Source organism: Pseudomonas sp. Gutcm_11s (assembly GCF_028649395.1).
Taxonomy (GTDB): Bacteria; Pseudomonadota; Gammaproteobacteria; order Pseudomonadales; family Pseudomonadaceae; genus Aquipseudomonas.
Genome location: NZ_JAQSUW010000010.1, coordinates 1 through 22,103, shown reverse-complemented (window position 1 = coordinate 22,103; position 22,103 = coordinate 1). Strand labels below are relative to the sequence as shown.

The window sequence follows — 22,103 nt, the reverse complement described above, 5'->3', positions numbered from 1 at the left end:
TGGAGAGAAAAACAATGAGCAACATCCGCAGCATGTTCCGCCTCGGGACTCTGGCCCTGGGCCTGGCCGCCGCCTCTCAGGCGATGGCGGCCGACCTGACCGTGATCTCCTTCGGCGGCGCCAACAAGGATGCCCAGGTCAAGGCCTTCTATCAGCCGTGGGAAGCGGCCGGCAAAGGCAAGATCATCGCCGGCGAGTACAACGGCGAGATGGCCAAGGTGAAGGCCATGGTCGATACCAACAGCGTGTCCTGGCACCTGGTGGAAGTGGAATCGCCGGAACTGGCCCGCGGCTGTGACGAAGGCCTGTTCGAGGAACTCGATCCGGCCCAGTTCGGCAACGAGGCCGACTTCGTCGAGGGAGCGCTGCAGCCGTGCGGCGTGGGCTTCTTCGTGTGGTCCACGGTGCTCGCCTACAACGCCGACAAACTGTCCGCCGCACCGACCAGCTGGGCCGATTTCTGGGACGTGGCCAAGTTCCCGGGCAAACGCGGCCTGCGCAAGGGCGCCAAGTACACCCTGGAGTTCGCCCTGATGGCCGATGGCGTGGCACCGAAGGACGTCTACACCGTGCTCGCCACCCAGGAAGGCCAGGATCGCGCGTTCAAGAAGCTCGACGAGATCAAGCCGAACATCCAGTGGTGGGAAGCCGGCGCCCAGCCGCCGCAGTTCCTCGCCTCGGGTGACGTGGTCATGAGCTCCGCCTACAACGGCCGCATCGCCGCCGTGCAGAAGGAGAGCAACCTGCAGGTGGTGTGGAACGGCGGCATCTACGACTTCGACTCCTGGGCCATTCCGAAGGGCACCAAGGATGGCGACGCCGCCAAGGCCTTCGCCGCGTTCAGCGTGCAGCCCGAGCAGCAGAAGATCTACTCCTCGAACATCGCCTACGGCCCGGCCAACAAGAAGGCCGTCGAGCTGCTCGACCCGGCGCTGCTCAAGGACATGCCGACCACTCCGGAAAACATCGCCAACCAGGTGGCCATGAACGTGACCTTCTGGGCCGACTACGGCGAGCAGCTGGAGCAACGCTTCAACGCCTGGGCGGCTAAGTAAGTTTCCCGTGCTGTGCCCCTTCCTGGTGAAGGGGAGTTGGTTGGAGGAACGCTCCCCCGTTCCTCCTAACCCTCGCCCGCGTTTGGGCGAGGGCGCTTTGTCCCGGTGTATCTGGAGCCCGCGATGGCCACTACCGTTTCCATTACCGAGTTTGCCGGCCTGACCCTCAAGCAGAAGCTGGCCCGCGCCGAGCGCATCAACCGGCTCAAGGCCCAGGGCCTGATCCTGCCGCTGCTGGTGTTCCTCTTCGTGGTGTTCCTGCTGCCGATCGGCATCCTGCTGTACAAGAGCGTGGAGAACCCCGAGGTGGTCGGCAGCCTGCCGCGTACCGTCGAGGCGATTGGCGCCTGGGATGGCCGCGGCCTGCCCGACGAGCCGGTGTACCAGGCCCTGGCCCAGGACCTGGCCGAGGCACGGAAGAACCAGACCATCGGCGACCTTTCCAAGCGCCTGAACATGGAGCTGGCCGGCTACCGCAGCCTGCTGGCCAAGACCGGTCGCGCCCTGCCGTTCAAGCAGGAGCCGGCCTCGTACAAGGATGCGCTGGAGAGCCTCGACGAGCGCTGGGGCGACCCGGCCTACTGGCAGGTGATCCGCCGCAACGACAGTGCCTTCACCTCGTATTTCCTGCTGGCGTCCCTCGACCACCGGATCGACGATCTCGGCGAGCTGGCGTCCGCCACCCCGGACCAGGCCATCTACCTGGACATCTTCGCCCGCACCTTCTGGATGGGCCTGGTGATCACCGCCATCTGCCTGGTGCTGGCCTATCCGCTGGCCTACCTGCTGGCCAATCTGCCGACCCGCACCAGCAACCTGCTGATGATCCTGGTGCTGCTGCCGTTCTGGACCTCGATCCTGGTGCGTGTGGCGGCGTGGATCGTGCTGCTGCAGTCGGGCGGGCTGATCAACAGCGCGCTGATCGCCATGGGCATCATCGATCAGCCGCTGCAGCTGGTGTTCAACCGCACCGGCGTGTACGTGGCCATGGTGCACATCATGCTGCCGTTCATGATCCTGCCGATCTTCAGCGTGATGAAGGGCATCTCGCCGAGCTACATGCGCGCCGCCATCTCGCTCGGCTGCCACCCGTTCGCCAGCTTCTGGCGGGTGTACTTCCCGCAGACCCTGGCCGGCGTCGGCGCTGGCTGCCTGCTGGTGTTCATCCTGTCCATCGGCTACTACATCACCCCGGCCCTGCTGGGCAGCCCGGGCGATCAGATGATCAGCTACTTCGTCGCCTTCTACACCAACAGCACCATCAACTGGGGCATGGCCACCGCGCTGGGCGGCCTGCTGCTGCTGGCGACCATGCTGCTCTACGTGGTGTACAGCTGGCTGGTGGGCGCGAGCCGCCTGCGTCTGGGCTGATCAGGAGAACAACGAGATGCTGAGCCCCTACAAGTCCCCCGTCGAACGCGCCTGGTTCTGGACCCACCGCAGCCTGTGCGCGCTGGTGCTGCTGTTCCTGATCCTGCCGGTGCTGGTGATCATCCCGCTGTCGTTCAACTCCGGCAGCTTCCTGGTCTACCCGTTGCAGGGCTTCTCCCTGCGCTGGTACGAGTCGTTCTTCACCTCGGCCGAGTGGATGCGCTCGCTGAAGAACAGCATGATCGTGGCGCCGGCCGCCACCGTGCTGGCCATGGTCTTCGGCACACTGGCGGCCATCGGCCTGACCCGTGGCGAGTTCCGCGGCAAGGCGCTGGTGATGAGCCTGCTGATCTCGCCGATGGTCGCTCCGGTGGTGATCGTCGGTGTGGCCAGCTACCTGTTCTTTGCTCCGCTGGGGCTGGGCAACAGCTACACCTCGCTGATCCTGGTGCACGCCGTGCTCGGCGTGCCCTTCGTGATCATCACCGTGTCGGCCACGCTGCAGGGCTTCAACTACAATCTGGTGCGCGCTGCGGCCAGCCTGGGCGCCTCGCCGATCACCGCGTTCCGCCGGGTGACCCTGCCGTTGATCGCCCCTGGGGTGATCTCCGGCGCGTTGTTCGCCTTTGCCACCTCGTTCGACGAAGTGGTGGTGACCCTGTTCCTCGCCGGCCCCGAGCAGGCCACCCTGCCACGGCAGATGTTCAGCGGCATCCGCGAGAACCTGTCGCCGACCATCGCCGCCGCCGCGACCCTGCTGATCGCCTTCTCGGTGGTCATGCTGCTGACCCTGGAGTGGCTGCGCGGGCGTAGCGAGAAGATGCGGACCTCGCTGCCGGAGTAAGGCTTTTCGACCATGGTCGAAGCGCCAGACTGACGTACGACAACCGCTGCGTATTGCTCTCAGGCTACAATCGCACCACCGTGATTGAAGCCTGAGGCCGCCATGCAACCCTTCGCCATCGCTCCGTCGATCCTGTCCGCCGATTTCGCCCGCCTGGGCGAGGAAGTCGACAAGGTGCTCGCCGCCGGCGCCGACATCGTCCACTTCGATGTGATGGACAACCACTACGTGCCCAACCTGACCATCGGCCCGATGGTCTGCTCGGCACTGCGCAAGTACGGCATCACCGCCCCGATCGACGCCCACCTGATGGTGTCGCCGGTCGACCGCATCATCGGCGACTTCATCGACGCCGGCGCGACCTACGTGACCTTCCACCCGGAAGCCACCCAGCACATCGATCGCTCCCTGCAGCTGATCCGCGACGGCGGTGCCAAGTCCGGCCTGGTGTTCAACCCGGCCACCTCGCTGGACTGCCTGAAGTACGTGATGGACAAGGTCGACATGATCCTGCTGATGAGCGTGAACCCCGGCTTCGGCGGGCAGAAGTTCATCCCCGGCACCCTCGACAAGCTGCGCGAAGCCCGCGCCCTGATCGACGCCTCCGGCTACGACATCCGCCTGGAGATCGACGGCGGCGTCAGCGCCAAGAACATCCGCGAGATCGCCGCGGCGGGCGCCGACACCTTCGTCGCCGGCTCGGCCATCTTCAACCAGCCCGACTACAATACGGTGATCGACGCCATGCGCGCCGAGCTGGCCCAGGTGCGCGCGTGATCCACGAGTTGTTCGAAGGGCGCCTGCCGCGCCTGGTGATGTTCGACCTGGACGGCACCCTGGTGGATTCGGTGCCCGACCTGGCTGCCGCCATCGACCGCATGCTGGTGCAGCTCGGTCGCCCGGCCGCCGGTGTCGAGCGCGTACGTGATTGGGTCGGCAACGGCGCCCGCGTGCTGGTGCGTCGCGCCCTGGCCGGCGACATCGAGCACACCGAGATCAGCGATGCCGACACCGAGCAGGCACTCGAACTGTTCAACGAGGCCTACTCCGGCAGTCATGCGCTGAGCACCGTCTACCCAGGCGTCACCTCTACCCTCAAGTGGCTGAAGAAGCAGGGCGTGGAGCTGGCGCTGATCACCAACAAGCCGGAGCGCTTCGTCGCCCCGCTGCTGGACGAGATGAAGCTGGGGCGCTACTTCCGCTGGATCATCGGTGGCGACACCCTGCCGCAGCAGAAGCCCGATCCGGCGGCGCTGCTGTTCGTCATGCGCCTGGCCAACGTCGAGCCCGAGCGCGCCCTTTTCATTGGCGATTCGCGCAACGACGTGCTGGCCGCCCGCGCCGCCAGCGTGCCGTGCGTAGCGCTGAGCTACGGCTACAACCACGGTCGGCCGATTGCCGAGGAGAACCCGGCTCGGGTGCTCGACGATCTGCGCCAGCTGCTGCCCGGTTGCGCGGCCGATGACGCTGCGCTAATGTCGCCGGACTCTTCTGATTACCCGCCTCATCGAGACAGCATCGTGGTAGTTGCCAGCAAACAATGGATGAAAGTCATCAAGGCCCTGGCCCGCTGGCGCTGGCGCGCCTGATTTTCTCCTGGCCGGCTGGTTCCGGCGCGTTTGCCCAACATCCGTTTCACCTCCTCATACCACGAGGCAGAGCATGACCCGCGAAGAATTCCTGCGCTTGGCCGCCGACGGCTACAACCGCATTCCGCTTGCATTCGAAACCCTGGCCGACTTCGACACCCCGCTGTCGATCTACCTCAAGCTGGCCGACACCCCCAACTCCTACCTGCTGGAATCCGTGCAGGGCGGCGAGAAGTGGGGCCGTTATTCGATCATCGGCCTGCCGGCACGCACCGTGCTGCGCGTGCATGGTCACCAGATCAGCGTGCGTGTCGACGGCGTCGAGGTGGAGAGCCTGGAAAGCGAAGACCCGCTGGCCTTCGTCGAGCAGTTCAAGGCGCGCTACAACGTGCCGACCATTGCCGGGTTGCCACGTTTCAACGGCGGCCTGGTTGGCTACTTCGGCTACGACAGCGTGCGCTACGTGGAGAAGAAGCTGGCGCAGTGCCCGAACCCCGATCCGCTGGGCACCCCGGACATTCTGCTGATGGTCTCGGATGCCGTGGTGGTGTTCGACAACCTGGCCGGCAAGATGCACGCCATCGTCCTCGCCGATCCGGCCCAGGCCGATGCCTTCGAGCAGGGCCAGGCCCAGCTGCGCGAGCTGCTGAACAAGCTGCGCCAGCCGATCACCCCGCGCCTGGGCGTGGACCTGAGCAAGCCGGCCGGCAAGGAGCCGGACTTCGTCTCCAGCTTCAAGCGTGACAACTACGAGGCTGCGGTCGGCGCGATCAAGGAATACATCCTGGCCGGCGACTGCATGCAGGTGGTGATCTCCCAGCGCATGTCGATCCCGTTCCAGGCTGCGCCGATCGACCTGTACCGCGCGCTGCGCTGCATCAACCCGACTCCGTACATGTACTTCTTCAACTTCGGCGACTTCCACGTGGTGGGCAGTTCGCCGGAAGTGCTGGTGCGCGTCGAGGACAACCTGGTCACCGTGCGCCCGATCGCCGGCACCCGTCCGCGCGGCGCGACCGAAGAAGCTGACATCGAGCTGGAGAAGGACCTGCTGTCCGACGCCAAGGAGATCGCCGAGCACCTGATGCTGATCGACCTGGGCCGCAACGATGCCGGTCGCGTGTCGGCCACCGGTTCGGTAAAGGTCACCGAGCAGATGGTCATCGAACGCTATTCCAACGTCATGCACATCGTCTCCAACGTCACCGGCCAGCTGAAGCAGGGCCTGAGTGCGATGGACGCGCTGCGCGCCATCCTGCCGGCCGGCACCCTGTCCGGCGCGCCCAAGGTGCGCGCGATGGAAATCATCGACGAGCTGGAGCCGGTCAAGCGTGGTGTCTACGGCGGCGCCGTGGGTTATCTGGCGTGGAACGGCAACATGGACACCGCGATCGCGATTCGTACCGCGGTGATCAAGGACGGTGAGCTGCACGTGCAGGCTGGTGCCGGCATCGTCGCCGACTCGCAGCCGGCCCTGGAGTGGGAAGAAACCCTGAACAAGCGCCGCGCCATGTTCCGCGCGGTCAGCCTCGCCGAACAGTCCGTAGAGTAAGGGGCCCAACCATGCTGCTGATGATCGACAACTACGACTCCTTTACTTACAACGTGGTGCAGTACCTAGGCGAGCTGGGTGCCGATGTCCACGTGATCCGCAACGACGAACTGACGGTCGCCGAGATCGAGGCCCTCAAGCCCGAGCGCATCGTGGTCTCGCCCGGGCCGTGCACGCCGACCGAGGCGGGTGTGTCCATCGAGACCATCCTGCACTTCGCCGGCAAGCTGCCGATCCTCGGCGTGTGCCTGGGCCACCAGAGCATCGGCCAGGCCTTCGGCGGTGATGTGGTGCGTGCGCGCCAGGTGATGCACGGCAAGACCAGCCCGGTGTTCCATGAGGACCTGGGCGTGTTCGCCGGCCTCAACAAGCCGCTGACCGTGACCCGCTACCACTCGCTGGTGGTCAAGCGCGAGACACTGCCGGAGTGCCTGGAGATCACCGCCTGGACCCAGCATGCCGATGGTTCGGTCGACGAGATCATGGGCCTGCGCCACAAGACCCTGAACATCGAGGGTGTGCAGTTCCACCCGGAATCCATCCTCACCGAGCAGGGCCACGAACTGTTCGCCAACTTCCTCAAGCAGCAGGGCGGGGTGCGCTGATGGATATCAAGGAAGCCCTCAACCGGGTGGTCGCCCAGCTGGACCTGACCACCGCCGAGATGCAGGACGTGATGCGCCTGATCATGACCGGCCAGTGCACCGATGCGCAGATCGGCGCGTTCCTCATGGGCATGCGCATGAAGAGCGAGACCATCGACGAGATCGTCGGCGCCGCCACCGTCATGCGTGAGCTGGCCGCGCCGGTGCAGATCAACGCCGAACGCCTGGTCGATACCTGCGGTACCGGTGGCGACGGCATGAACGTGTTCAACGTCTCCACCGCCGCGGCCTTCGTGGTCGCCGCGGCTGGCGGGCGCGTGGCCAAGCACGGCAACCGCGCCGTGTCCGGCAAGAGCGGCAGCGCCGACCTGCTGGAAGCTGCCGGCGTTTACCTGAACCTGAAGCCTGAGCAGGTCGCACGCTGCGTAGAGTCCGTGGGAGTCGGCTTCATGTTCGCTCCGGCCCATCACGGCGCGATGAAGCATGCCATCGGCCCGCGCCGCGAGCTGGGCCTGCGCACCATCTTCAACATGCTCGGCCCGATGACCAACCCGGCCGGGGTCAAGCACCAGGTGATCGGCGTGTTCAGCCAGGCGCTGTGCCGGCCGATGGCAGAAGTGTTGCAACGCCTGGGCAGCAAGCATGTGCTGGTGGTGCACGCCAGCGATGGCCTGGACGAGATCAGCCTGGCCGCGCCGACCCATGTCGCCGAACTCAAGGATGGCGTGGTCAGCGAGTACCGCATCCAGCCCGAGGACTTCGGCATCAAGAGCCAGAGCCTGATCGGCCTGACTGTCGAAGACGCCCAGGGCTCACTGGCGCTGATCCGCGATGCACTCGGCCGGCGCAAGACCGAGAATGGCCAGAAGGCCGCCGACATGATCGTGCTCAATGCCGGTGCGGCCCTGTATGCCGCGGACATCGCCACCAGCCTCAAGGAAGGTATGCAGCTGGCCCAGGATGCCCTGCACACTGGCCTGGCCTGGGAAAAGCTGGACGAGCTGGTGTCCTTTACCGCCGTATTCCGCGTGGAGAACCAAGAGTGAGCATTCCAACCGTGCTGGAGAAGATCCTCGCCCGCAAGGCCGAGGAAGTGGCCGAGCGCCGTGCTCGCGCAAGCTTTGCCGAAGTCGAGGCGCAGGCGCGTGCCGCCGACCCTGTACGCGGCTTCGCCCGCGCCCTGCAGGAGCGCGTGGCGCACAAGCAGCCGGCGGTGATCGCCGAGGTGAAGAAGGCATCGCCGAGCAAGGGCGTGCTGCGCGAGAACTTCGTGCCGGCCGAGATCGCCAAGAGCTACGAGGCCGGCGGCGCCGCCTGTCTGTCGGTGCTGACCGACATCGACTTCTTCCAGGGCGCCGACGACTACCTCAAGCAGGTCCGCGCTGCCTGCTCGCTGCCGGTGATCCGCAAGGACTTCATGATCGACCCCTACCAGGTCGTGGAAGCGCGGGCCATCGGCGCCGACTGCATCCTGCTGATCGTCTCGGCGCTGGACGATGCGCGCATGGTCGAGCTGGCCAGCGTGGCCAAGGAGCAGGGCCTCGACGTGCTGGTGGAAGTGCATGACGGCGACGAGCTGGAGCGTGCGCTCAAACACCTCGACACGCCGCTGCTGGGCATCAACAACCGCAGCCTGCATACCTTCGAGGTGAGCCTGGAGAACACGCTCGACCTGCTGCCGCGTATTCCTCACGATCGCGTGGTGGTCACCGAGAGCGGCATCCTTACCCGCGCCGACGTGGAGCTGATGGAGATCAACCGGGTCTATGCCTTCCTGGTCGGCGAGGCGTTCATGCGCGCCGAGGAGCCGGGCACCGAGCTCAAGCGCCTGTTCTTCCCTGATGGCAGCCGCATAGTCGCCGGGATTGATCCGGACTGATCGCCAGCCATGAAAAAGCCCGCCGATTGGCGGGCTTTTTTGTGCGTCGCCGGTGGGCTCAGCGGGTGCCGAACACCACCATGGTCTTGCCTTTCACGTGCACCAGGCCCTGTTCCTCCAGGGACTTGAGTACGCGACCGACCATCTCGCGGGAGCAGCCGACGATGCGGCCGATTTCCTGGCGGGTGATCTTGATCTGCATGCCGTCCGGATGCGTCATGGCGTCCGGCTGCTTGCACAGGTCGAGCAGGGTGCGGGCCACGCGGCCGGTGACGTCGAGGAAGGCCAGGTCACCCACCTTGCGCGTGGTGTTGCGCAGGCGGTCGGCCATCTGGCTGCCCAGGGCGTAGAGAATCTCCGGGTCCTGCTGGGTCAGCTCGCGGAACTTGGCGTAGCTCAGCTCCGCGACTTCGCATTCGGTCTTGGCGCGAACCCAGGCGCTGCGCTCTTTCTCGGCGCCGTCCTTCTCGAACAGGCCCATCTCGCCGAAGAAGTCGCCGGCGTTGAGGTAGGCGATGATCATCTCGCGGCCGTCGTCATCCTCGATGAGGATGGTGACCGAACCCTTGATGATGAAGAACAGGGTCTCGCAACGGTCCCCTGCATAGATGATGGTGCTCTTGGCCGTGTAGCGACGGCGATGACAGTGCGCGAGCAGCTTGTCGATGTTCTTGATCTTAGGTGTAAGGGTAATAGCGACCATGCCCGAGTCCCGAAAATTAGAGTAAGCCTTTGTCCAGCAGGCGAATTTCTTATTAGTTATCCGAACAAGTGTGCCAGTTATCCGCCGCCAGATTAACAGACAGGCGGCCTCGGGTAATGCGTTTTTGCGACGCAGTAGTCACTGTGCAGGCCGTGGGTGCCGACTGGTCTGTCGAAAAGCCCGCGCAGAGTGCTGTGGTAAGCTACGCGCCTTTTTTCGGGCAGTGGAGTCCAGGCGATGAAAGCGCGCATTCAGTGGGCCGGCGAGGCCATGTTCCTCGGCGAATCCGGCAGCGGCCATGTGGTGGTGATGGACGGTCCGCCCGAGGCCGGTGGGCGCAACCTCGGTGTACGCCCCATGGAAATGGTGCTGATCGGCCTGGGCGGCTGCAGCAACTTCGATGTGGTCAGCATCCTCAAGAAGGCGCGCCAGCCGGTAGAGAGCTGCGAGGCGTTCCTCGAGGCCGAGCGTGCCGACGAGGATCCCAAGGTGTTCACCAAGATCCACCTGCACTTCGTGGTCAAGGGCCGTGGCCTCAAGGAACCGCAGGTCAAGCGCGCGGTGGAGCTGTCGGCAGAGAAGTACTGCTCGGCCTCGATCATGCTCGGCCGTGCCGGTGTAGAGATCACCCACGACTACGAGATCGTCGAGCTGGGTTGATCCGCTCGTGTGAGCCAATGAAAAAGGGCGCCAGAAGGCGCCCTTTTTCATGTCTGCGATTCAGATGCGGTAGGTGCTCTTGGTCATCACCTTGGACAGCAGGGTCATGCCGAACTTCACTGGCCTCGGGAACTGCAGGCCGCCGGCCTCTATGGCGCTGGTGGCGTGCTGCTGCTCGTCCTCGCGCATCTGCTCGAGGATCGCGCGGGTCTTGGCATCGTCCTGCGGGATCTGCTCCAGGTGCTCGTCCAGGTGCTTGACCACCTGATCCTCGGTGGCGGCGACGAAGCCCAGGCTGACCTTGTCGCTGATCAGTCCGGCGACTGCGCCGACGCCGAAGGACAGGCCGTAGAACAGCGGGTTGAGCACGCTCGGGTGGCTGCCCAGCTCGCGGATGCGCTGTTCGCACCAGGCCAGGTGATCGACCTCTTCGTCGGCGGCGTGCTCCATGGCCTTGCGCACCTCCGGCAGCTTGGCGGTCAGCGCCTGGCCCTGGTACAGCGCCTGGGCGCAGACCTCGCCGGTGTGGTTGATGCGCATCAGCCCTGCTACGTGGCGAGCCTGGTCATCGCTCAGCTCGGTCTCGGTTTCGAGGATCGCCGGCGACGGCCGTGCCGGCGCGCCGCTGAAGGGCAGCAGGGTGCGCATGGCGGCATCGGCCTGGATCAGCAGGCGGTCGAGGGGGGAAAACTGGCGTTCGCTGGTCATGGCCATCTCCACGAATAAAGCAGGCGGGCAGTTTACCTGATGGACCGGGTAGATTTTCGCTCGGCGACAACGGGTCGCTGCATCTCAGCCCGGCGGCCAGTGCAGCTGGCGCTGACCCAGCACGTGCATGTGGATGTGATGCACCGTCTGCCCGCCCAGTTCCTTGCAGTTCATCACCACGCGAAAGCCTTCCGCGCAGCCCTGCTCGATGGCCAGGCGCTGGGCGGTATAGAGGATGTGGCCGGCGAGCGGTCGGTCGTCCTCGCCCAGCTGATCGAGGCTGGCGATGTGGCGCTTGGGTATCACCAGGAAATGCACCGGCGCTTGCGGACCGATGTCGTGGAAGGCCAGCACCTGGTCGTCTTCATAGAACTTGCGGGCCGGGATCTCGCCAGCGACGATGCGGCAGAACAGGCAGTCCATGAGCTTTCCTCCGGGGGCTTTGGGTATGCTGCGAGTCTAGTACCGCACAAGGAGAGGCTGTGAAGAACGACGTTCATGATCTGGGGCTGGTGCTCGAGTCCCGCGTCAAGCTGGTGGTCATCGAGTCCTGGGACGAGCCGCGGGTGCTGGAGACCCTCACTTCGCTGGCGATCAAGCGCGGCCTGGGCATCTACACCTGGGCGGTGACCGAGGGCCTGCAGCGCCTGGCCTTCGGCGGCGAGCCGGTAGGCGAGTTGGACAGCCGCGAGCCGGAGCAGGCGCTGCGCCTGATCAAGGCCGACCCGACGCCGAACCTCTACGTGATGTGCGACCTGCATCCGTTCATGGCCGATAACCCCAAGCTGGTGCGCCTGCTCAAAGAGATCGCCATGAGCGAGGCGCCGCACAAGCCGACCCTGGTGCTGGTGTCGCATGCCCTCAAGCTGCCGGCCGACATCCAGCGCTACGCGGCGCGCTTCAGCCTGGCGCTGCCGACCGAGGAAGAGCTGCTGGCCATCGTCCGCGATGAGGCCACGCGCTGGAGCGAGCGCAACAGCGGTGCGCGAGTGCGTACCGACAACCGCACCCTGCAACAGGTGGTGAAGAACCTGCGCGGCATGAGCCATGCCGAGGCACGGGCGCTGGCGCGCAACCTGATCTGCGACGATGGCGCCATCACCCAGGAAGACCTGCCGGAGCTGAACAAGGCCAAGTTCCAACTGCTCGACCTGGAGGGCGTGCTCAGCTTCGAGCACGACACCGCGCGCTTCGCCGAAGTCGGTGGCCTGAACAACCTCAAGCGCTGGCTGGGGGAGCGGCAGGAAATCTTCGCCACCGGCAAGGGTACCGATAGCCCGCGCGGCATGCTGCTGGTCGGCGTGCAGGGTGGCGGCAAGAGCCTGGCGGCCAAGGCGGTGGCCGGCCTCTGGGGCCTGCCGCTGCTGCGCCTGGACTTCGCCAGCCTGTACAACAAGTTCTTCGGCGAGACCGAGCGCAACCTGCGTGAGGCGTTGCGGATGGCCGAGCAGATGGCACCCTGCGTGCTGTGGATGGACGAGATCGAGAAGGGCCTGGCCACCGGCAGTAACGATGACGGCGTCAGCCAGCGGGTGCTCGGTACCCTGCTGACCTGGATGGCCGAGCGCAAGGCGCCGGTGTTCATGGTCGCCACCGCCAACGCCATCGACCGCCTGCCGCCGGAGCTGGTGCGCAAGGGCCGCTTCGACGAGCTGTTCTTCGTCGATCTGCCGCAGGCCGCGATCCGCGCGGAGATTTTCGCCATCCACCTGCGTCGCCGTGAGTTGGTGCCCGAGCAGTTCGATCTGCCGGCGCTGGCGGCGGCTAGTGAGGGCTTCTCCGGGGCAGAGATCGAGCAGGTGGTGGTCAGCGCGCTGTATGCCGCGCAGGCGCGCCAACAGGCCGTGGACCAGACGCTGCTGCTGACCAATATCCAGGGAACGGCGCCGCTGTCGGTGGTGATGGCCGAGCGCCTGACGGCGCTACGTGCCTGGGCCGACGGGCGTACGGTGAACGCTGATTAGGGCTGTTCGGCGCCCGTGCGTGGCAGCAGTGGGCGCACCATCTTCATCGCCACGTGGCGTACCAGCGCCCTAGGCGTCAGGCGTAGCAGCTGCGGGAGCAGACGGTGGCGCCAGCCGGGAATGATGATGGCCTGGTTGCGCTCCAGGCCGCGCATGGTGATCAGCGCCACTTCCTCGGGGCTGGCCAGTTGCTGCTGGCGTTCCAGGCCGCCGCTGTACAGCTCGGCACGGCGGAAGAAGGCGGTGGCGACCGGCCCCGGGCACAGAGCCGAGACTTTCACGCCGAAGGGCGCCAGCTCGTTGCGCAGCGCCTCGGAGAGGTGCAGCACATAGGCCTTGCTGGCGAAGTAGTTGGCCATCAGCGGCCCCGGCTGGAAGGCTGCCAGGGACGCGACATTGAGGATCTGCCCGCTGCCGCGGCGCTTCATGTCAGCGCCGAGGGCATGGCAGAGACGGGCCAGCGCCAGCATGTTGAGCTCGATCAGCTCCTGCTCGCGCATCCAGTCCTGCTCGACGAACAGGCCGGCACTACCGATGCCGGCGTTGTTCACCAGCAGGTCGATGTGCCGCTCGCCCTGTTCCAGCTCCTGGATCAGGCCGGTGAGCTGCAGCGGCTCGCTCAGGTCGCAGACCCGGAACAGTGCCTCGACACCGAAGCGCTGGCTCAGCTCGCAGGCGATGCTTTCCAGGGCATCGCGCTGGCGGGCCACCAGGATCAGGTTACGCCCACGCCGGGCCAGCGCCTCGGCCAGGGCCAGGCCGAGGCCACTGGAGGCGCCGGTGATCAGGGCGTAACTGCTCAAGGTCTTACTCCTCGTCTGCCGGGGCGTACTGCTGTTGCTGGGTTTCCAGCGCGCGGTCGGTGTAGTCCTGATACGCCGGGATGGCGATGGCGGCGAGAATGGCCAGGATCGGTACCAGCAGGCCGCTCCAGGCCAGCACGACCACGCCGGTGCTGTTTGGCGGCGGCGGCGGGCCGTAGCGGTTGGCACCCTGGCTGCCGGGCACCACCAGCATCAGCAGGGCGAACACGCTGCCTACTACCGGGATGATGTTGATCAGCAGGAGCCAGCCGGACCAGCCGAGGTCGTGCAGGCGCTGCACACCGACCTGGATCGAAACCACGACGGTGGCGATGACCAGGGGGATCATCAGGATGCCGCCGATGATCGGGGCGACGGCCATGATGCCCGCAGCGATGCCGTAGCCCAGCATGGCGAGCAGCATCACGCCCATGTACCAGCCGAGGTAGCGGACCCGGCCGATGCGGCCGTTGATGCTGAACACCTTGAGTTCGCCGTACTCCGGCAGCGTCTCGCCGACTTCCGCTTTCGGCGTGCTGTAGGGCGAGGCGGTGGCTGTGGCGGCGACGACTGGTGTGCTCTCGGCCAGTTGGGCCTGACGCGCCACGTACTTCTCGATGATGATGCCGCAGCTCGCGCACTCGGCGGCCTTGGCCTGCTGCTGGCCGCATTTCGGGCAGCTCATCTGCTCGCTGCTGGTCGGCGCCTGCTCGCGCTCGTCGTCATGGGCGACCAGGCTCAGGCCCGCGGCCAGGTCCTGCTCCTTGCGGACCTGGGCGCCGGCATTCTGCAGCACGGCCATGTACTTGTCGGCCTCGGCCTCGGCCAGGTCGCGCTTGAGCGCCACTGGCGAGCCGGTGAACAGCGCGTCAATCTTGCTCTGGTCGCTCTTGAACAGGCGGGCCAGGTTGTCTTTCACCGTGTCGAGCGTCATCTCCGGCATCAGCTTGCCGTCGAAGACGATCTTGTAGCGAGCTTCGGTCATGCGTGCATCCCTGTTACGTCAATGAAGGTGCCCAGAGCCTAGGGGCTTTGCCGGGCGTGGACAAGCGAACGCCTGCGCAAATTCCTGCTCAGCGCGGCCAGCGCTGCGGCAGTTGCGCGGAGCGGCCGAGCGCGGCGCGGTATTCGGCATCCAGGCGCGCCACCAGTTCAGTCACGCTGGGCACGTCGGCGATGTCGCCGACGCCTTGCCCTGCCGACCACACGGTCTTCCAGGCCTTGGCCTCGTCGTTGATCGGCTTGAGCTTCTCGCCGTAGTTGACGTCGCCCTTGTTCTGCAGCTGCTTCAGGTCATAGCCGGCCTTCTCCAGGCTCTGGCGCATGAAGCTGGCCGGCACGCCGGATACCGCCGGGGTGTGCACGATGTCGGCGGCGCGGGCGTCGAGGATCATCTGCTTGTAGTCGCCGTCGGCATTGCTCTCCTGGGTAGCGATGAAGCGCGTGCCCATATAGGCCAGGTCGGCGCCGAGCAGCTGCGCGGCGAGGATCTCGTGGCCATGGTTGAGGCAGCCGGAGAGCAGCAGGGTCTTGTCGAAGAACTGGCGGATTTCGGCGATCAGGGCGAACGGGCTCCAGGTCCCGGCATGCCCGCCGGCGCCGGCGGCCACCGCGATCAGGCCGTCGACCCCGGCCTCAGCGGCCTTCTCCGCATGGCGGCGGGTGGTGACGTCGTGGAACACCAGGCCGCCATAGCTGTGCACCGCGTCGACCACTTCCTTGACCGCGCCGAGACTGGTGATCACCACCGGCACCTTGTGTTCGACGCAGATGGCCAGGTCAGCCTGCAGGCGCGGGTTGCTGCCATGCACGATGAGGTTGACCGCATAGGGCGCCGCGTCCGGCTGCAGCCCTGCCTCGATCTCCTCCAGCCAGGCCTTGAAGCCGCTGCTCTCGCGCTGGTTCAGCGCAGGGAAGCTGCCGACGATGCCGCTGTTGCTGCAGGCCAATACCAGCGGCGGGGTGGATACCAGGAACATCGGCGCGGCGACCACCGGCAGACGCAGGCGCTGGTCGAACAGGGCGGGCAGGGACATGGTCTTTCCTCTCGTCGTTATCAGAAGGGTTTCACTACCACCAGTATCACGATGGCCAGCAGGAACAGCACCGGCACCTCGTTGAACCAGCGGTAGAACACGTGGCCGCGGGCGTTCTCACCGCGGGCGAAGCGCTTGAGCTGGGCGCCACAGACATGGTGGTAGCCGACCAGCAGCAACACCAGCAGCAGCTTGGCGTGTAGCCAGCCCATCTTCAGCCAGGCCGGATTGAGGTAGAGCAGCCAGGCGCCAAGGGCCAGGGTGGCGATCATCGACGGGTTCATGATGCCGCGGTACAGCTTGCGCTCCATCACGCAGAAGCGTTCGCGGCTGGTCTCGTCGTCGGCCATGGCGTGGTAGACGAACAGCCGTGGCAGGTAGAACAGCCCGGCGAACCAGCAGACGATGGCGATGATGTGCAGGGCCTTGACCCACAGATAGAGCATTGATGGCATCCAGCAGACGATTTGCTGTCGATAGTAGAGAAAGCCGTGTCCGCACGTCACCTGCGAAACCGCCTCGACAGTCTGCTAGATGGCGGCGAGCGCCGGTCAGATGCTCGGCGCAGTGGGGTTGGTGGGCGGAAAATGAGCGACTGAAGTCGCTTGTGGTGCCATTTGGTCACCACACCGTCGATTGCAAGCGGCTTCGAGGTTGGCCGCGGCCCGCATGGGCCTTATCATCGGCAGCCTTTCTCAACGGTCACGCAGTGGGGGTACGCAATGGTCAAGGTCGGAATCGTCGGCGGCACGGGTTACACCGGAGTGGAGCTGCTGCGCCTGCTGGCCCAGCACCCGCAGGCCGAGGTGGCGGTGATCACCTCGCGCTCCGAGGCCGGGGTCAAGGTCGCCGACATGTACCCCAACCTGCGCGGCCACTACGACAACCTGGCCTTCAGCGTGCCGGACGTGACCACCCTGGGTGCTTGCGACGTGGTGTTCTTCGCCACCCCGCACGGCGTGGCCCACGCCCTGGCCGGTGAACTGCTGGCTGCCGGCACCAAGGTCATCGACCTGTCCGCCGACTTCCGCCTGCAGGATGCCGAAGAATGGGCCAAGTGGTACGGCCAGCCGCACGGCGCGCCGGAGCTGCTGCCCGAGGCGGTCTACGGCCTGCCGGAAGTCAATCGCGAGGCCATCAAGGGCGCGCGCCTGATCGCCGTGCCGGGCTGCTATCCGACCGCAACCCAGCTCGGCCTGCTGCCGCTGCTGGAGGCCGGCCTGGCCGACCCGAGCCGCTTGATCGCCAACTGTGCTTCCGGTGTCAGCGGTGCTGGTCGTGGCGCCAAAGTCGGTTCGCTGCTGTGCGAGGCCAGCGAGAGCATGATGGCCTACTCGGTCAAGGGCCATCGCCACCTGCCGGAAATCAGCCAGGGCCTGCGTCGCGCGGCCGGCGGCCCGGTCGGCCTGACCTTCGTGCCGCACCTGGCGCCGATGATCCGTGGCATCCACGCGACCCTGTACGCCACCGTCGCCGATCGCGGTGTGGACCTGCAGGCGCTGTTCGAGAAGCGCTACGCCAACGAGCCCTTCGTCGATGTGATGCCGGCCGGCAGCCATCCGGAGACCCGCAGCGTGCGTGGCGCCAACGTCTGCCGCATCGCCGTACACCGTCCGCAGGGCGGCGAGCTGGTGGTGGTGCTGTCTGCCATCGACAACCTGGTCAAGGGCGCCTCCGGCCAGGCCGTGCAGAACATGAACATCCTCTTTGGGCTGGACGAGCGCCTGGGCCTGTCCCACGCCGCCCTGCTGCCCTGACCACAGACGCGCCGCGGCGATGACTTGAATTCGCCGCGGGCGCGCCCATCTAAGGAAGAGGGCGGGGCTTTGTCGTCGCCTAATAATTGACCGATTTGCTCGGGTAAGCGGATAATCGCCGCCCGTGTGTGGTACGTAACATGGCGCCTGGCGCCAGGAGAGCAGCAAGATGAGCGTCGAGACCTTCACTCCCACCCCCCTGATCTTCACCCAGGGTGCGGCGAACAAGGTGAAGAGCCTGGTCGATGAAGAAGGCAATCCGCGCCTGAAGCTGCGCGTGTTTGTCACCGGCGGCGGTTGCTCCGGCTTCCAGTACGGCTTCACCTTCGATGAAGATGTGGCCGACGACGACACCATCGTCGAGCGCGAGGGCGTCAGCCTGGTGGTCGATCCGATGAGCTTCCAGTACCTGGCCGGTGCCGAAGTGGACTACCAGGAAGGCCTGGAAGGTTCGCGCTTCGTGATCAACAACCCCAACGCCAGCACTACCTGCGGTTGCGGTTCGTCCTTCTCGATCTGAGTTTCGCCCAATAAAAAGCCGCGCTTATGCGCGGCTTTTTTGTTGCTGGGTGGTGAGCGGAAGAGGTCGCGCCCTCCGCGCACTCCTCAGGCTGGATAGATTGCTCCGAGGACCCTCGGCCCCTTGGCGGCGGTGACACTGGGGCGATTGGCCGGGATCCGCTCCAGGCAGCAGTGGGCCAGCCAGGCGAACGCCATGGCCTCGACCCAATCGGGCGGCACGCCACGTGCGTCGGTACTGGCCACCTGGCAGGCCGGCAGCAGCTCCTGCAGGCGCTGCATCAGCGTGAGGTTATGCGCGCCGCCGCCGCAGACCAGCAGTTCTGCGGTGTGGCTCTGTGCCAGTTGCAGCGACTCGACGATGCTGCGGGCGGTCAGTTCCAGCAGGGTGCGCTGCACATCGGCAGGTGATAGGTCGGGTAGGGTGGCGAGATGCTGTTCCAGCCAGGGCAGGTTGAACAGTTCGCGGCCCGTGCTCTTCGGCCCCTTGCCGGCAAAGAAGGGATCGCTCAGCAGCTGACTCAGCAGTGTCTCGCTAAGGGTGCCGCTCGCCGCCCAGATACCGTCGCGGTCGAAGGTCTCGCCGCGGTGCTTGCCGATCCAGGCGTCCAGTAGCACGTTGCCGGGGCCGCAATCGAAACCGCGTACTGGTTGTCTTGCCTCGATCAGGCTGAGGTTGCTGAAGCCGCCCACATTGAGCACCGCCTTGGGCTGCGCACTGCTGTCGAACAATGCCTCGTGGAAGGCCGGCACCAGTGGCGCACCCTGGCCGCCGGCGGCGACATCGCGGCGGCGAAAATCGGCGACCACGTCGATGCCGGTGAGCTCGGCCAGCAGGGCGGGGTTACCGATCTGCACGGTGAAGCCGCGTGCCGGCTCATGGCGCACGGTCTGCCCATGGCTGCCAATGGCACGCACGTCGTGAGGTTCGAGGCCCTCGCGTTGCAGTAATTCATGGATGCCGGCAGCTGCCAGCTCGACCCAGTGCTGCTCGGCGATGGCGGCGCGCGCCAGCTCATCGGGGCCCGAGGCGCACAGGCCCAGCAGCTCGGCGCGCAGGGCGTCGGGCATCGGCAGGTAGTGGTAAGCGAGGAGGGTGGGGCGGGTGTCGTGCTGGATCAGGGCGATGTCCAGTCCATCGAGACTGGTACCGGACATCACCCCCAGATAGCGTGGCATTTCAGGGCTGCTTGTTGGCGGCCAGCAGAGTGGCCTTTTCCTGGTCCATGCGGGCCATCAGCGGCTTGCTCAGCTGCAGGAAGCGCTTCTTGTCGGCGCCTGCGATGGGGTCAGCCATCGGCAGCTTCTGGCTCAGCGGGTCGACATGGCGGCCGTTGACCTGGAACTCGTAGTGCAGGTGCGGCCCGGTGGAGAGACCGGTGGTGCCGATGTAGCCGATGATCTGCCCCTGCTTGACGTTGACGCCGGTGCGCACGCCCTTGGCGAAGCCCTGCATGTGCCCGTACAGGGTGCGATAGCTGTTGCCGTGCTGGATGATCACGGCATTGCCGTAGCCACCGCGACGCCCGGCGAGCAGCACCTTGCCATCGCCGGCAGCCTTGATCGGAGTACCCCGCGGAGCGGCGTAGTCGACACCCTTGTGTGCGCGGATCTTGTTCAGAATCGGGTGGCGGCGGCCCATGGAGAACTTCGAGCTGATGCGGGCGAAGTCCACCGGGGTGCGGATGAACGCCTTGCGCATGCTCATGCCATCGGCGTTGTAGTAGCTGGTGGCGCCTTGCTTGTTGGTGTAGCGCACTGCGCTGTAGGTCTTGCCGCGGTTGGTGAAGCGGGCGGAGAGAATGTTGCCGCTACCTACCTGCTTGCCGCTGACCACATGCTCTTCGTAGATCAGCTCGAATTCGTCGCCTTCGCGGATGTCCTGGGCGAAGTCGATGTCATAGCCGAACACGTTGGCCAGATCCATGGTCAGGCTGTGCGACAAGCCGGCGCGCTTGGCCGAGAGGAACAGCGAGCTGTTGATCACGCCGTGGGCATAGGTGGTGCGCACGTCCGGCTTGACCAGCTCGCGCTTGAACGAGAAGCCCTGGTCGTTGCGCGTCAGGACGATGCTTTCCAGGTCGCTCAGTTTGCTGCTCAGGCGCTCCAGCTTGCCATCGGCAGTCAGCTTGAAGTCCAGCGCCTGGCCGACGTGCAGGCGACCGAAACGCTTGGCGTCTTTGCTGCTGTTAATAGCCTCGTGCACAGCATTGGCGTCCAGGCCGACGCGCGCGAACACGGTCGACAGAGTGTCACCGCTGGCGACGGTGACGCTCTTGCTCAATGGGTCGGTAGGTGTCTGGTCTTCTTTCTTCTTATTCGCGTCTGCTTGGGCGCTGTTCTTGTTGTCGCCGAGGTTGGCATCGGCAAAGGGCGATGCGCCTCGATCCCCGGTTGCCTGGTCTGGTCGGAGGTCGTCTTTCTCTTGCAGGATCTGCTCGGAGCCGTTGTCCAGTTCCAGATTCAGGTAGGTCTTCTTCGCCTCGACTTCACGCGACGGGAACACCAGCAAGGCCAGGCTCAACAGCGCCGCAACACCGCTGGCAGCCAGCAGGTGGCTTCGCGGATAGGGCGGGGCTTTGGGTATGGATTGCGTCATGGCTCAGGGCGTTTCTTGGAAGAGTGCATTAACTGTCTAAAATATAATCAAATTTCCCTATAGGCAACCCTAGGGATCGGTTATCGGCCGAGTGGCCCGGGCCGGGCGCAAAGCTTGTAATTGGTCAGTGATCTTGTATGGTTGGTTCCCTTTTTGGTTTGCAAGTGGCGTGAGTCCTGTCATGAAGTCGGTAGAAGAGCAGCTGGCGCTGATCAAGCGTGGTGCGGAAGAGGTCCTGGTTGAGGCGGAGCTGATCGAGAAGCTCAAGCGTGGCGAGCCGCTGCGTATCAAGGCCGGGTTCGACCCGACCGCGCCGGATCTGCACCTGGGGCACACCGTGCTTATTAATAAGCTGCGTCAGTTCCAGGAGCTCGGCCATCAGGTGGTCTTCCTGATCGGCGACTTCACCGGGATGATCGGCGACCCCAGTGGCAAGAGCGCTACTCGTCCGCCGCTGACTCGTGAGCAGGTCCTGGATAATGCCGAGACCTACAAGGCTCAGGTATTCAAGATCCTCGACCCGGCCAAGACCGAGGTTGCCTTCAACTCCACCTGGATGGACCAGCTGACGCCGGCCGACTTCATTCGCCTGGCCTCGCAGTACACCGTGGCGCGCATGCTCGAGCGTGACGACTTCCAGAAGCGCTATGAAGGCAATCAGCCGATCGCCATCCACGAATTTCTCTATCCGCTGGTTCAGGGCTATGACTCGGTTGCCCTGCGCGCTGACGTGGAGCTGGGTGGTACCGATCAGAAGTTCAACCTGCTGATGGGGCGCGAGCTGCAGCGTTCCTATGGTCAGTCGTCCCAGTGCATCGTCACCATGCCGCTGCTGGAGGGTCTGGATGGCGTGAAGAAGATGTCCAAGTCCCTGGGTAACTACGTCGGTATCCAGGAGGCTCCGGGCGTCATGTATAACAAGCTGGTGTCGATGCCTGACTCCTTGATGTGGCGCTACTTCGAGTTGCTGAGCTTCCGCTCCATGGAAGAGATCGAGCAGTTCAAGGCCGATGTCGCTGCTGGAGCCAATCCGCGCGACATCAAGATCAAGCTGGCCGAGGAGATCGTTGCGCGCTTCCATGGGGAAGAGGCTGCGGCGAATGCCCATCGTTCGGCTGGCAATCGTCTGAAGGATGGCGAGCTGCCGGATGACCTGCCGGAGGTGGAGCTGCTGTCTGCCGAAGATATGCCGATTTCTTATGTCCTTAATAAGGCAGGCCTGGTGAAGAACGCGGCTGCGGCGCGCGACCTGCTGAGTGCCGGTAGCGTGAAGGTCGACGGCGAGGTGGTTGATCGCAGCTTCATCTTCAAGCTGGGTTGCAGCTATGTCTGCCAGGCTGGCAAGAAGGCCTTTGCGCGCATCTCCGTTAAGTCGGAGTAAGTTCTTTCAGAAAAGAGTTGACGGGAGATTCTAAATCCCTAGAATGCGCACCTGTTCCGGCGCAGCCTGATCTGAAAA

Annotated in this window: 23 protein-coding genes; 14 read left to right on the top strand and 9 right to left on the bottom strand. The window is 65.1% G+C overall.

The features are described 5' to 3' along the window. The first annotated feature begins 14 nt into the window (after positions 1-14). The 9 genes from PTT45_RS04820 to trpC all read left to right on the top strand — a co-directional run bounded on the left by PTT45_RS04820 (position 15) and on the right by trpC (position 8,895). Complete coding sequence (locus tag PTT45_RS04820) at positions 15-1,055, top strand: ABC transporter substrate-binding protein (RefSeq protein WP_273811801.1); 1,041 nt, start codon at positions 15-17, stop codon at positions 1,053-1,055. Between the two features lie 123 nt (positions 1,056-1,178). Beyond that, positions 1,179-2,426, top strand: a complete 1,248-nt coding sequence (locus PTT45_RS04815) for an ABC transporter permease (RefSeq protein ID WP_273811800.1) — start codon at positions 1,179-1,181, stop codon at positions 2,424-2,426. A 16-nt stretch (positions 2,427-2,442) separates the two neighbouring features. After that, positions 2,443-3,270: an ABC transporter permease gene (locus PTT45_RS04810; protein WP_273811799.1), complete on the top strand. Its 828-nt coding sequence runs from the start codon at positions 2,443-2,445 to the stop codon at positions 3,268-3,270. Between the two features lie 102 nt (positions 3,271-3,372). Further along, positions 3,373-4,047 (top strand): ribulose-phosphate 3-epimerase, encoded by a 675-nt coding sequence (rpe, locus tag PTT45_RS04805; RefSeq protein ID WP_273811798.1) that lies wholly within the window; start codon positions 3,373-3,375, stop codon positions 4,045-4,047. Positions 4,048-4,085: 38 nt separating this feature from the next. Then, positions 4,086-4,859, top strand: coding sequence for a phosphoglycolate phosphatase (locus PTT45_RS04800; RefSeq protein WP_273812262.1), 774 nt, complete (start codon positions 4,086-4,088; stop codon positions 4,857-4,859). A gap of 73 nt (positions 4,860-4,932) precedes the next feature. Beyond that, a complete protein-coding gene (trpE, locus tag PTT45_RS04795) occupies positions 4,933-6,411 on the top strand; it encodes an anthranilate synthase component I (protein WP_273811797.1) in 1,479 nt (492 codons plus the stop codon). Positions 6,412-6,422: 11 nt separating this feature from the next. Next, positions 6,423-7,016, top strand: coding sequence for an aminodeoxychorismate/anthranilate synthase component II (locus PTT45_RS04790; protein WP_273811796.1), 594 nt, complete (start codon positions 6,423-6,425; stop codon positions 7,014-7,016). Next, positions 7,016-8,062 carry an anthranilate phosphoribosyltransferase gene (trpD, locus tag PTT45_RS04785; protein WP_273811795.1) on the top strand — a complete coding sequence of 349 codons (1,047 nt, stop codon included), beginning with the start codon at positions 7,016-7,018 and terminating at the stop codon, positions 8,060-8,062. Before PTT45_RS04790 ends, trpD begins: the two co-directional genes overlap by 1 nt. Continuing rightward, on the top strand, positions 8,059-8,895 hold the full coding sequence (gene trpC / locus PTT45_RS04780; protein WP_273811794.1) for an indole-3-glycerol phosphate synthase TrpC: 837 nt from the start codon (positions 8,059-8,061) through the stop codon (positions 8,893-8,895). Before trpD ends, trpC begins: the two co-directional genes overlap by 4 nt. A 58-nt stretch (positions 8,896-8,953) precedes the next feature. On the opposite strand, the gene crp is transcribed toward trpC, so the two are convergent. Further along, a complete protein-coding gene (gene crp / locus PTT45_RS04775) occupies positions 8,954-9,598 on the bottom strand; it encodes a cAMP-activated global transcriptional regulator CRP (protein WP_043308170.1) in 645 nt (214 codons plus the stop codon). Positions 9,599-9,835: 237 nt separating this feature from the next. Between crp and PTT45_RS04770 the strand changes: the two genes are divergently transcribed. Next, positions 9,836-10,258: an OsmC family protein gene (locus PTT45_RS04770; RefSeq protein ID WP_021702473.1), complete on the top strand. Its 423-nt coding sequence runs from the start codon at positions 9,836-9,838 to the stop codon at positions 10,256-10,258. Between the two features lie 60 nt (positions 10,259-10,318). Here the strand turns inward: PTT45_RS04770 and coq7 are convergent, their stop codons facing one another. Continuing rightward, positions 10,319-10,966, bottom strand: coding sequence for a 2-polyprenyl-3-methyl-6-methoxy-1,4-benzoquinone monooxygenase (coq7, locus tag PTT45_RS04765; RefSeq protein ID WP_273811793.1), 648 nt, complete (start codon positions 10,964-10,966; stop codon positions 10,319-10,321). Positions 10,967-11,050: 84 nt separating this feature from the next. Next, positions 11,051-11,389 (bottom strand): histidine triad nucleotide-binding protein, encoded by a 339-nt coding sequence (locus PTT45_RS04760; protein ID WP_273811792.1) that lies wholly within the window; start codon positions 11,387-11,389, stop codon positions 11,051-11,053. A 59-nt stretch (positions 11,390-11,448) separates the two neighbouring features. On the opposite strand from PTT45_RS04760, the gene PTT45_RS04755 reads away from it, so the two are divergent. Continuing rightward, positions 11,449-12,930, top strand: coding sequence for an AAA family ATPase (locus tag PTT45_RS04755; RefSeq protein ID WP_273811791.1), 1,482 nt, complete (start codon positions 11,449-11,451; stop codon positions 12,928-12,930). On the opposite strand, the gene PTT45_RS04750 is transcribed toward PTT45_RS04755, so the two are convergent. From PTT45_RS04750 to hemJ, 4 genes are all read right to left on the bottom strand, one after another. Further along, positions 12,927-13,733 carry an SDR family NAD(P)-dependent oxidoreductase gene (locus tag PTT45_RS04750; RefSeq protein WP_273811790.1) on the bottom strand — a complete coding sequence of 269 codons (807 nt, stop codon included), beginning with the start codon at positions 13,731-13,733 and terminating at the stop codon, positions 12,927-12,929. The genes PTT45_RS04755 and PTT45_RS04750 overlap by 4 nt on opposite strands. Positions 13,734-13,737: 4 nt before the next feature. Then, a complete protein-coding gene (locus PTT45_RS04745; RefSeq protein ID WP_273811789.1) occupies positions 13,738-14,718 on the bottom strand; it encodes a DUF805 domain-containing protein in 981 nt (326 codons plus the stop codon). An 88-nt stretch (positions 14,719-14,806) separates the two neighbouring features. Further along, entirely contained in the window at positions 14,807-15,769 is a 963-nt protein-coding gene (locus PTT45_RS04740) for an NAD(P)H-dependent flavin oxidoreductase (RefSeq protein ID WP_273811788.1), read from the bottom strand. A 20-nt stretch (positions 15,770-15,789) separates the two neighbouring features. Then, a complete protein-coding gene (gene hemJ, locus PTT45_RS04735) occupies positions 15,790-16,215 on the bottom strand; it encodes a protoporphyrinogen oxidase HemJ (protein WP_273811787.1) in 426 nt (141 codons plus the stop codon). Positions 16,216-16,491: 276 nt separating this feature from the next. Between hemJ and argC the strand changes: the two genes are divergently transcribed. Both argC and erpA read left to right on the top strand, forming a co-directional pair. Next, positions 16,492-17,526: an N-acetyl-gamma-glutamyl-phosphate reductase gene (gene argC, locus PTT45_RS04730; protein ID WP_273811786.1), complete on the top strand. Its 1,035-nt coding sequence runs from the start codon at positions 16,492-16,494 to the stop codon at positions 17,524-17,526. A gap of 169 nt (positions 17,527-17,695) precedes the next feature. Further along, positions 17,696-18,046, top strand: coding sequence for an iron-sulfur cluster insertion protein ErpA (erpA, locus tag PTT45_RS04725; RefSeq protein ID WP_043308183.1), 351 nt, complete (start codon positions 17,696-17,698; stop codon positions 18,044-18,046). A gap of 86 nt (positions 18,047-18,132) precedes the next feature. On the opposite strand, the gene PTT45_RS04720 is transcribed toward erpA, so the two are convergent. Both PTT45_RS04720 and PTT45_RS04715 read right to left on the bottom strand, forming a co-directional pair. Beyond that, positions 18,133-19,224 carry an anhydro-N-acetylmuramic acid kinase gene (locus PTT45_RS04720; RefSeq protein WP_273811785.1) on the bottom strand — a complete coding sequence of 364 codons (1,092 nt, stop codon included), beginning with the start codon at positions 19,222-19,224 and terminating at the stop codon, positions 18,133-18,135. Between the two features lies 1 nt (position 19,225). Further along, positions 19,226-20,644: a peptidoglycan DD-metalloendopeptidase family protein gene (locus tag PTT45_RS04715; protein ID WP_273811784.1), complete on the bottom strand. Its 1,419-nt coding sequence runs from the start codon at positions 20,642-20,644 to the stop codon at positions 19,226-19,228. A 181-nt stretch (positions 20,645-20,825) separates the two neighbouring features. Here PTT45_RS04715 and tyrS point away from each other — a divergent pair, with 181 nt between their 5' ends. After that, the gene (tyrS, locus tag PTT45_RS04710; RefSeq protein WP_273811783.1) at positions 20,826-22,025 is read left to right on the top strand and encodes a tyrosine--tRNA ligase; all 1,200 of its coding nucleotides are present in this window, start codon (positions 20,826-20,828) and stop codon (positions 22,023-22,025) included. Positions 22,026-22,103: the final 78 nt, after the last annotated feature.

Bases quoted from the DNA above. Each gene is read 5' to 3' on its own strand.
- PTT45_RS04820 (WP_273811801.1), top strand. From the start codon at position 15: ATGAGCAACATCCGCAGCATGTTCCGCCTCGGGACTCTGGCCCTGGGC.
- PTT45_RS04815 (WP_273811800.1), top strand. From the start codon at position 1,179: ATGGCCACTACCGTTTCCATTACCGAGTTTGCCGGCCTGACCCTCAAG.
- PTT45_RS04810 (WP_273811799.1), top strand. From the start codon at position 2,443: ATGCTGAGCCCCTACAAGTCCCCCGTCGAACGCGCCTGGTTCTGGACC.
- rpe (WP_273811798.1), top strand. From the start codon at position 3,373: ATGCAACCCTTCGCCATCGCTCCGTCGATCCTGTCCGCCGATTTCGCC.
- PTT45_RS04800 (WP_273812262.1), top strand. From the start codon at position 4,086: ATGTTCGACCTGGACGGCACCCTGGTGGATTCGGTGCCCGACCTGGCT.
- trpE (WP_273811797.1), top strand. From the start codon at position 4,933: ATGACCCGCGAAGAATTCCTGCGCTTGGCCGCCGACGGCTACAACCGC.
- PTT45_RS04790 (WP_273811796.1), top strand. From the start codon at position 6,423: ATGCTGCTGATGATCGACAACTACGACTCCTTTACTTACAACGTGGTG.
- trpD (WP_273811795.1), top strand. From the start codon at position 7,016: ATGGATATCAAGGAAGCCCTCAACCGGGTGGTCGCCCAGCTGGACCTG.
- crp (WP_043308170.1), bottom strand. From the start codon at position 9,598: ATGGTCGCTATTACCCTTACACCTAAGATCAAGAACATCGACAAGCTG.
- PTT45_RS04770 (WP_021702473.1), top strand. From the start codon at position 9,836: ATGAAAGCGCGCATTCAGTGGGCCGGCGAGGCCATGTTCCTCGGCGAA.
- coq7 (WP_273811793.1), bottom strand. From the start codon at position 10,966: ATGACCAGCGAACGCCAGTTTTCCCCCCTCGACCGCCTGCTGATCCAG.
- PTT45_RS04760 (WP_273811792.1), bottom strand. From the start codon at position 11,389: ATGGACTGCCTGTTCTGCCGCATCGTCGCTGGCGAGATCCCGGCCCGC.
- PTT45_RS04745 (WP_273811789.1), bottom strand. From the start codon at position 14,718: ATGACCGAAGCTCGCTACAAGATCGTCTTCGACGGCAAGCTGATGCCG.
- PTT45_RS04740 (WP_273811788.1), bottom strand. From the start codon at position 15,769: ATGTCCCTGCCCGCCCTGTTCGACCAGCGCCTGCGTCTGCCGGTGGTC.
- hemJ (WP_273811787.1), bottom strand. From the start codon at position 16,215: ATGCTCTATCTGTGGGTCAAGGCCCTGCACATCATCGCCATCGTCTGC.
- argC (WP_273811786.1), top strand. From the start codon at position 16,492: ATGGTCAAGGTCGGAATCGTCGGCGGCACGGGTTACACCGGAGTGGAG.
- erpA (WP_043308183.1), top strand. From the start codon at position 17,696: ATGAGCGTCGAGACCTTCACTCCCACCCCCCTGATCTTCACCCAGGGT.
- PTT45_RS04720 (WP_273811785.1), bottom strand. From the start codon at position 19,224: ATGCCACGCTATCTGGGGGTGATGTCCGGTACCAGTCTCGATGGACTG.
- PTT45_RS04715 (WP_273811784.1), bottom strand. From the start codon at position 20,644: ATGACGCAATCCATACCCAAAGCCCCGCCCTATCCGCGAAGCCACCTG.
- tyrS (WP_273811783.1), top strand. From the start codon at position 20,826: ATGAAGTCGGTAGAAGAGCAGCTGGCGCTGATCAAGCGTGGTGCGGAA.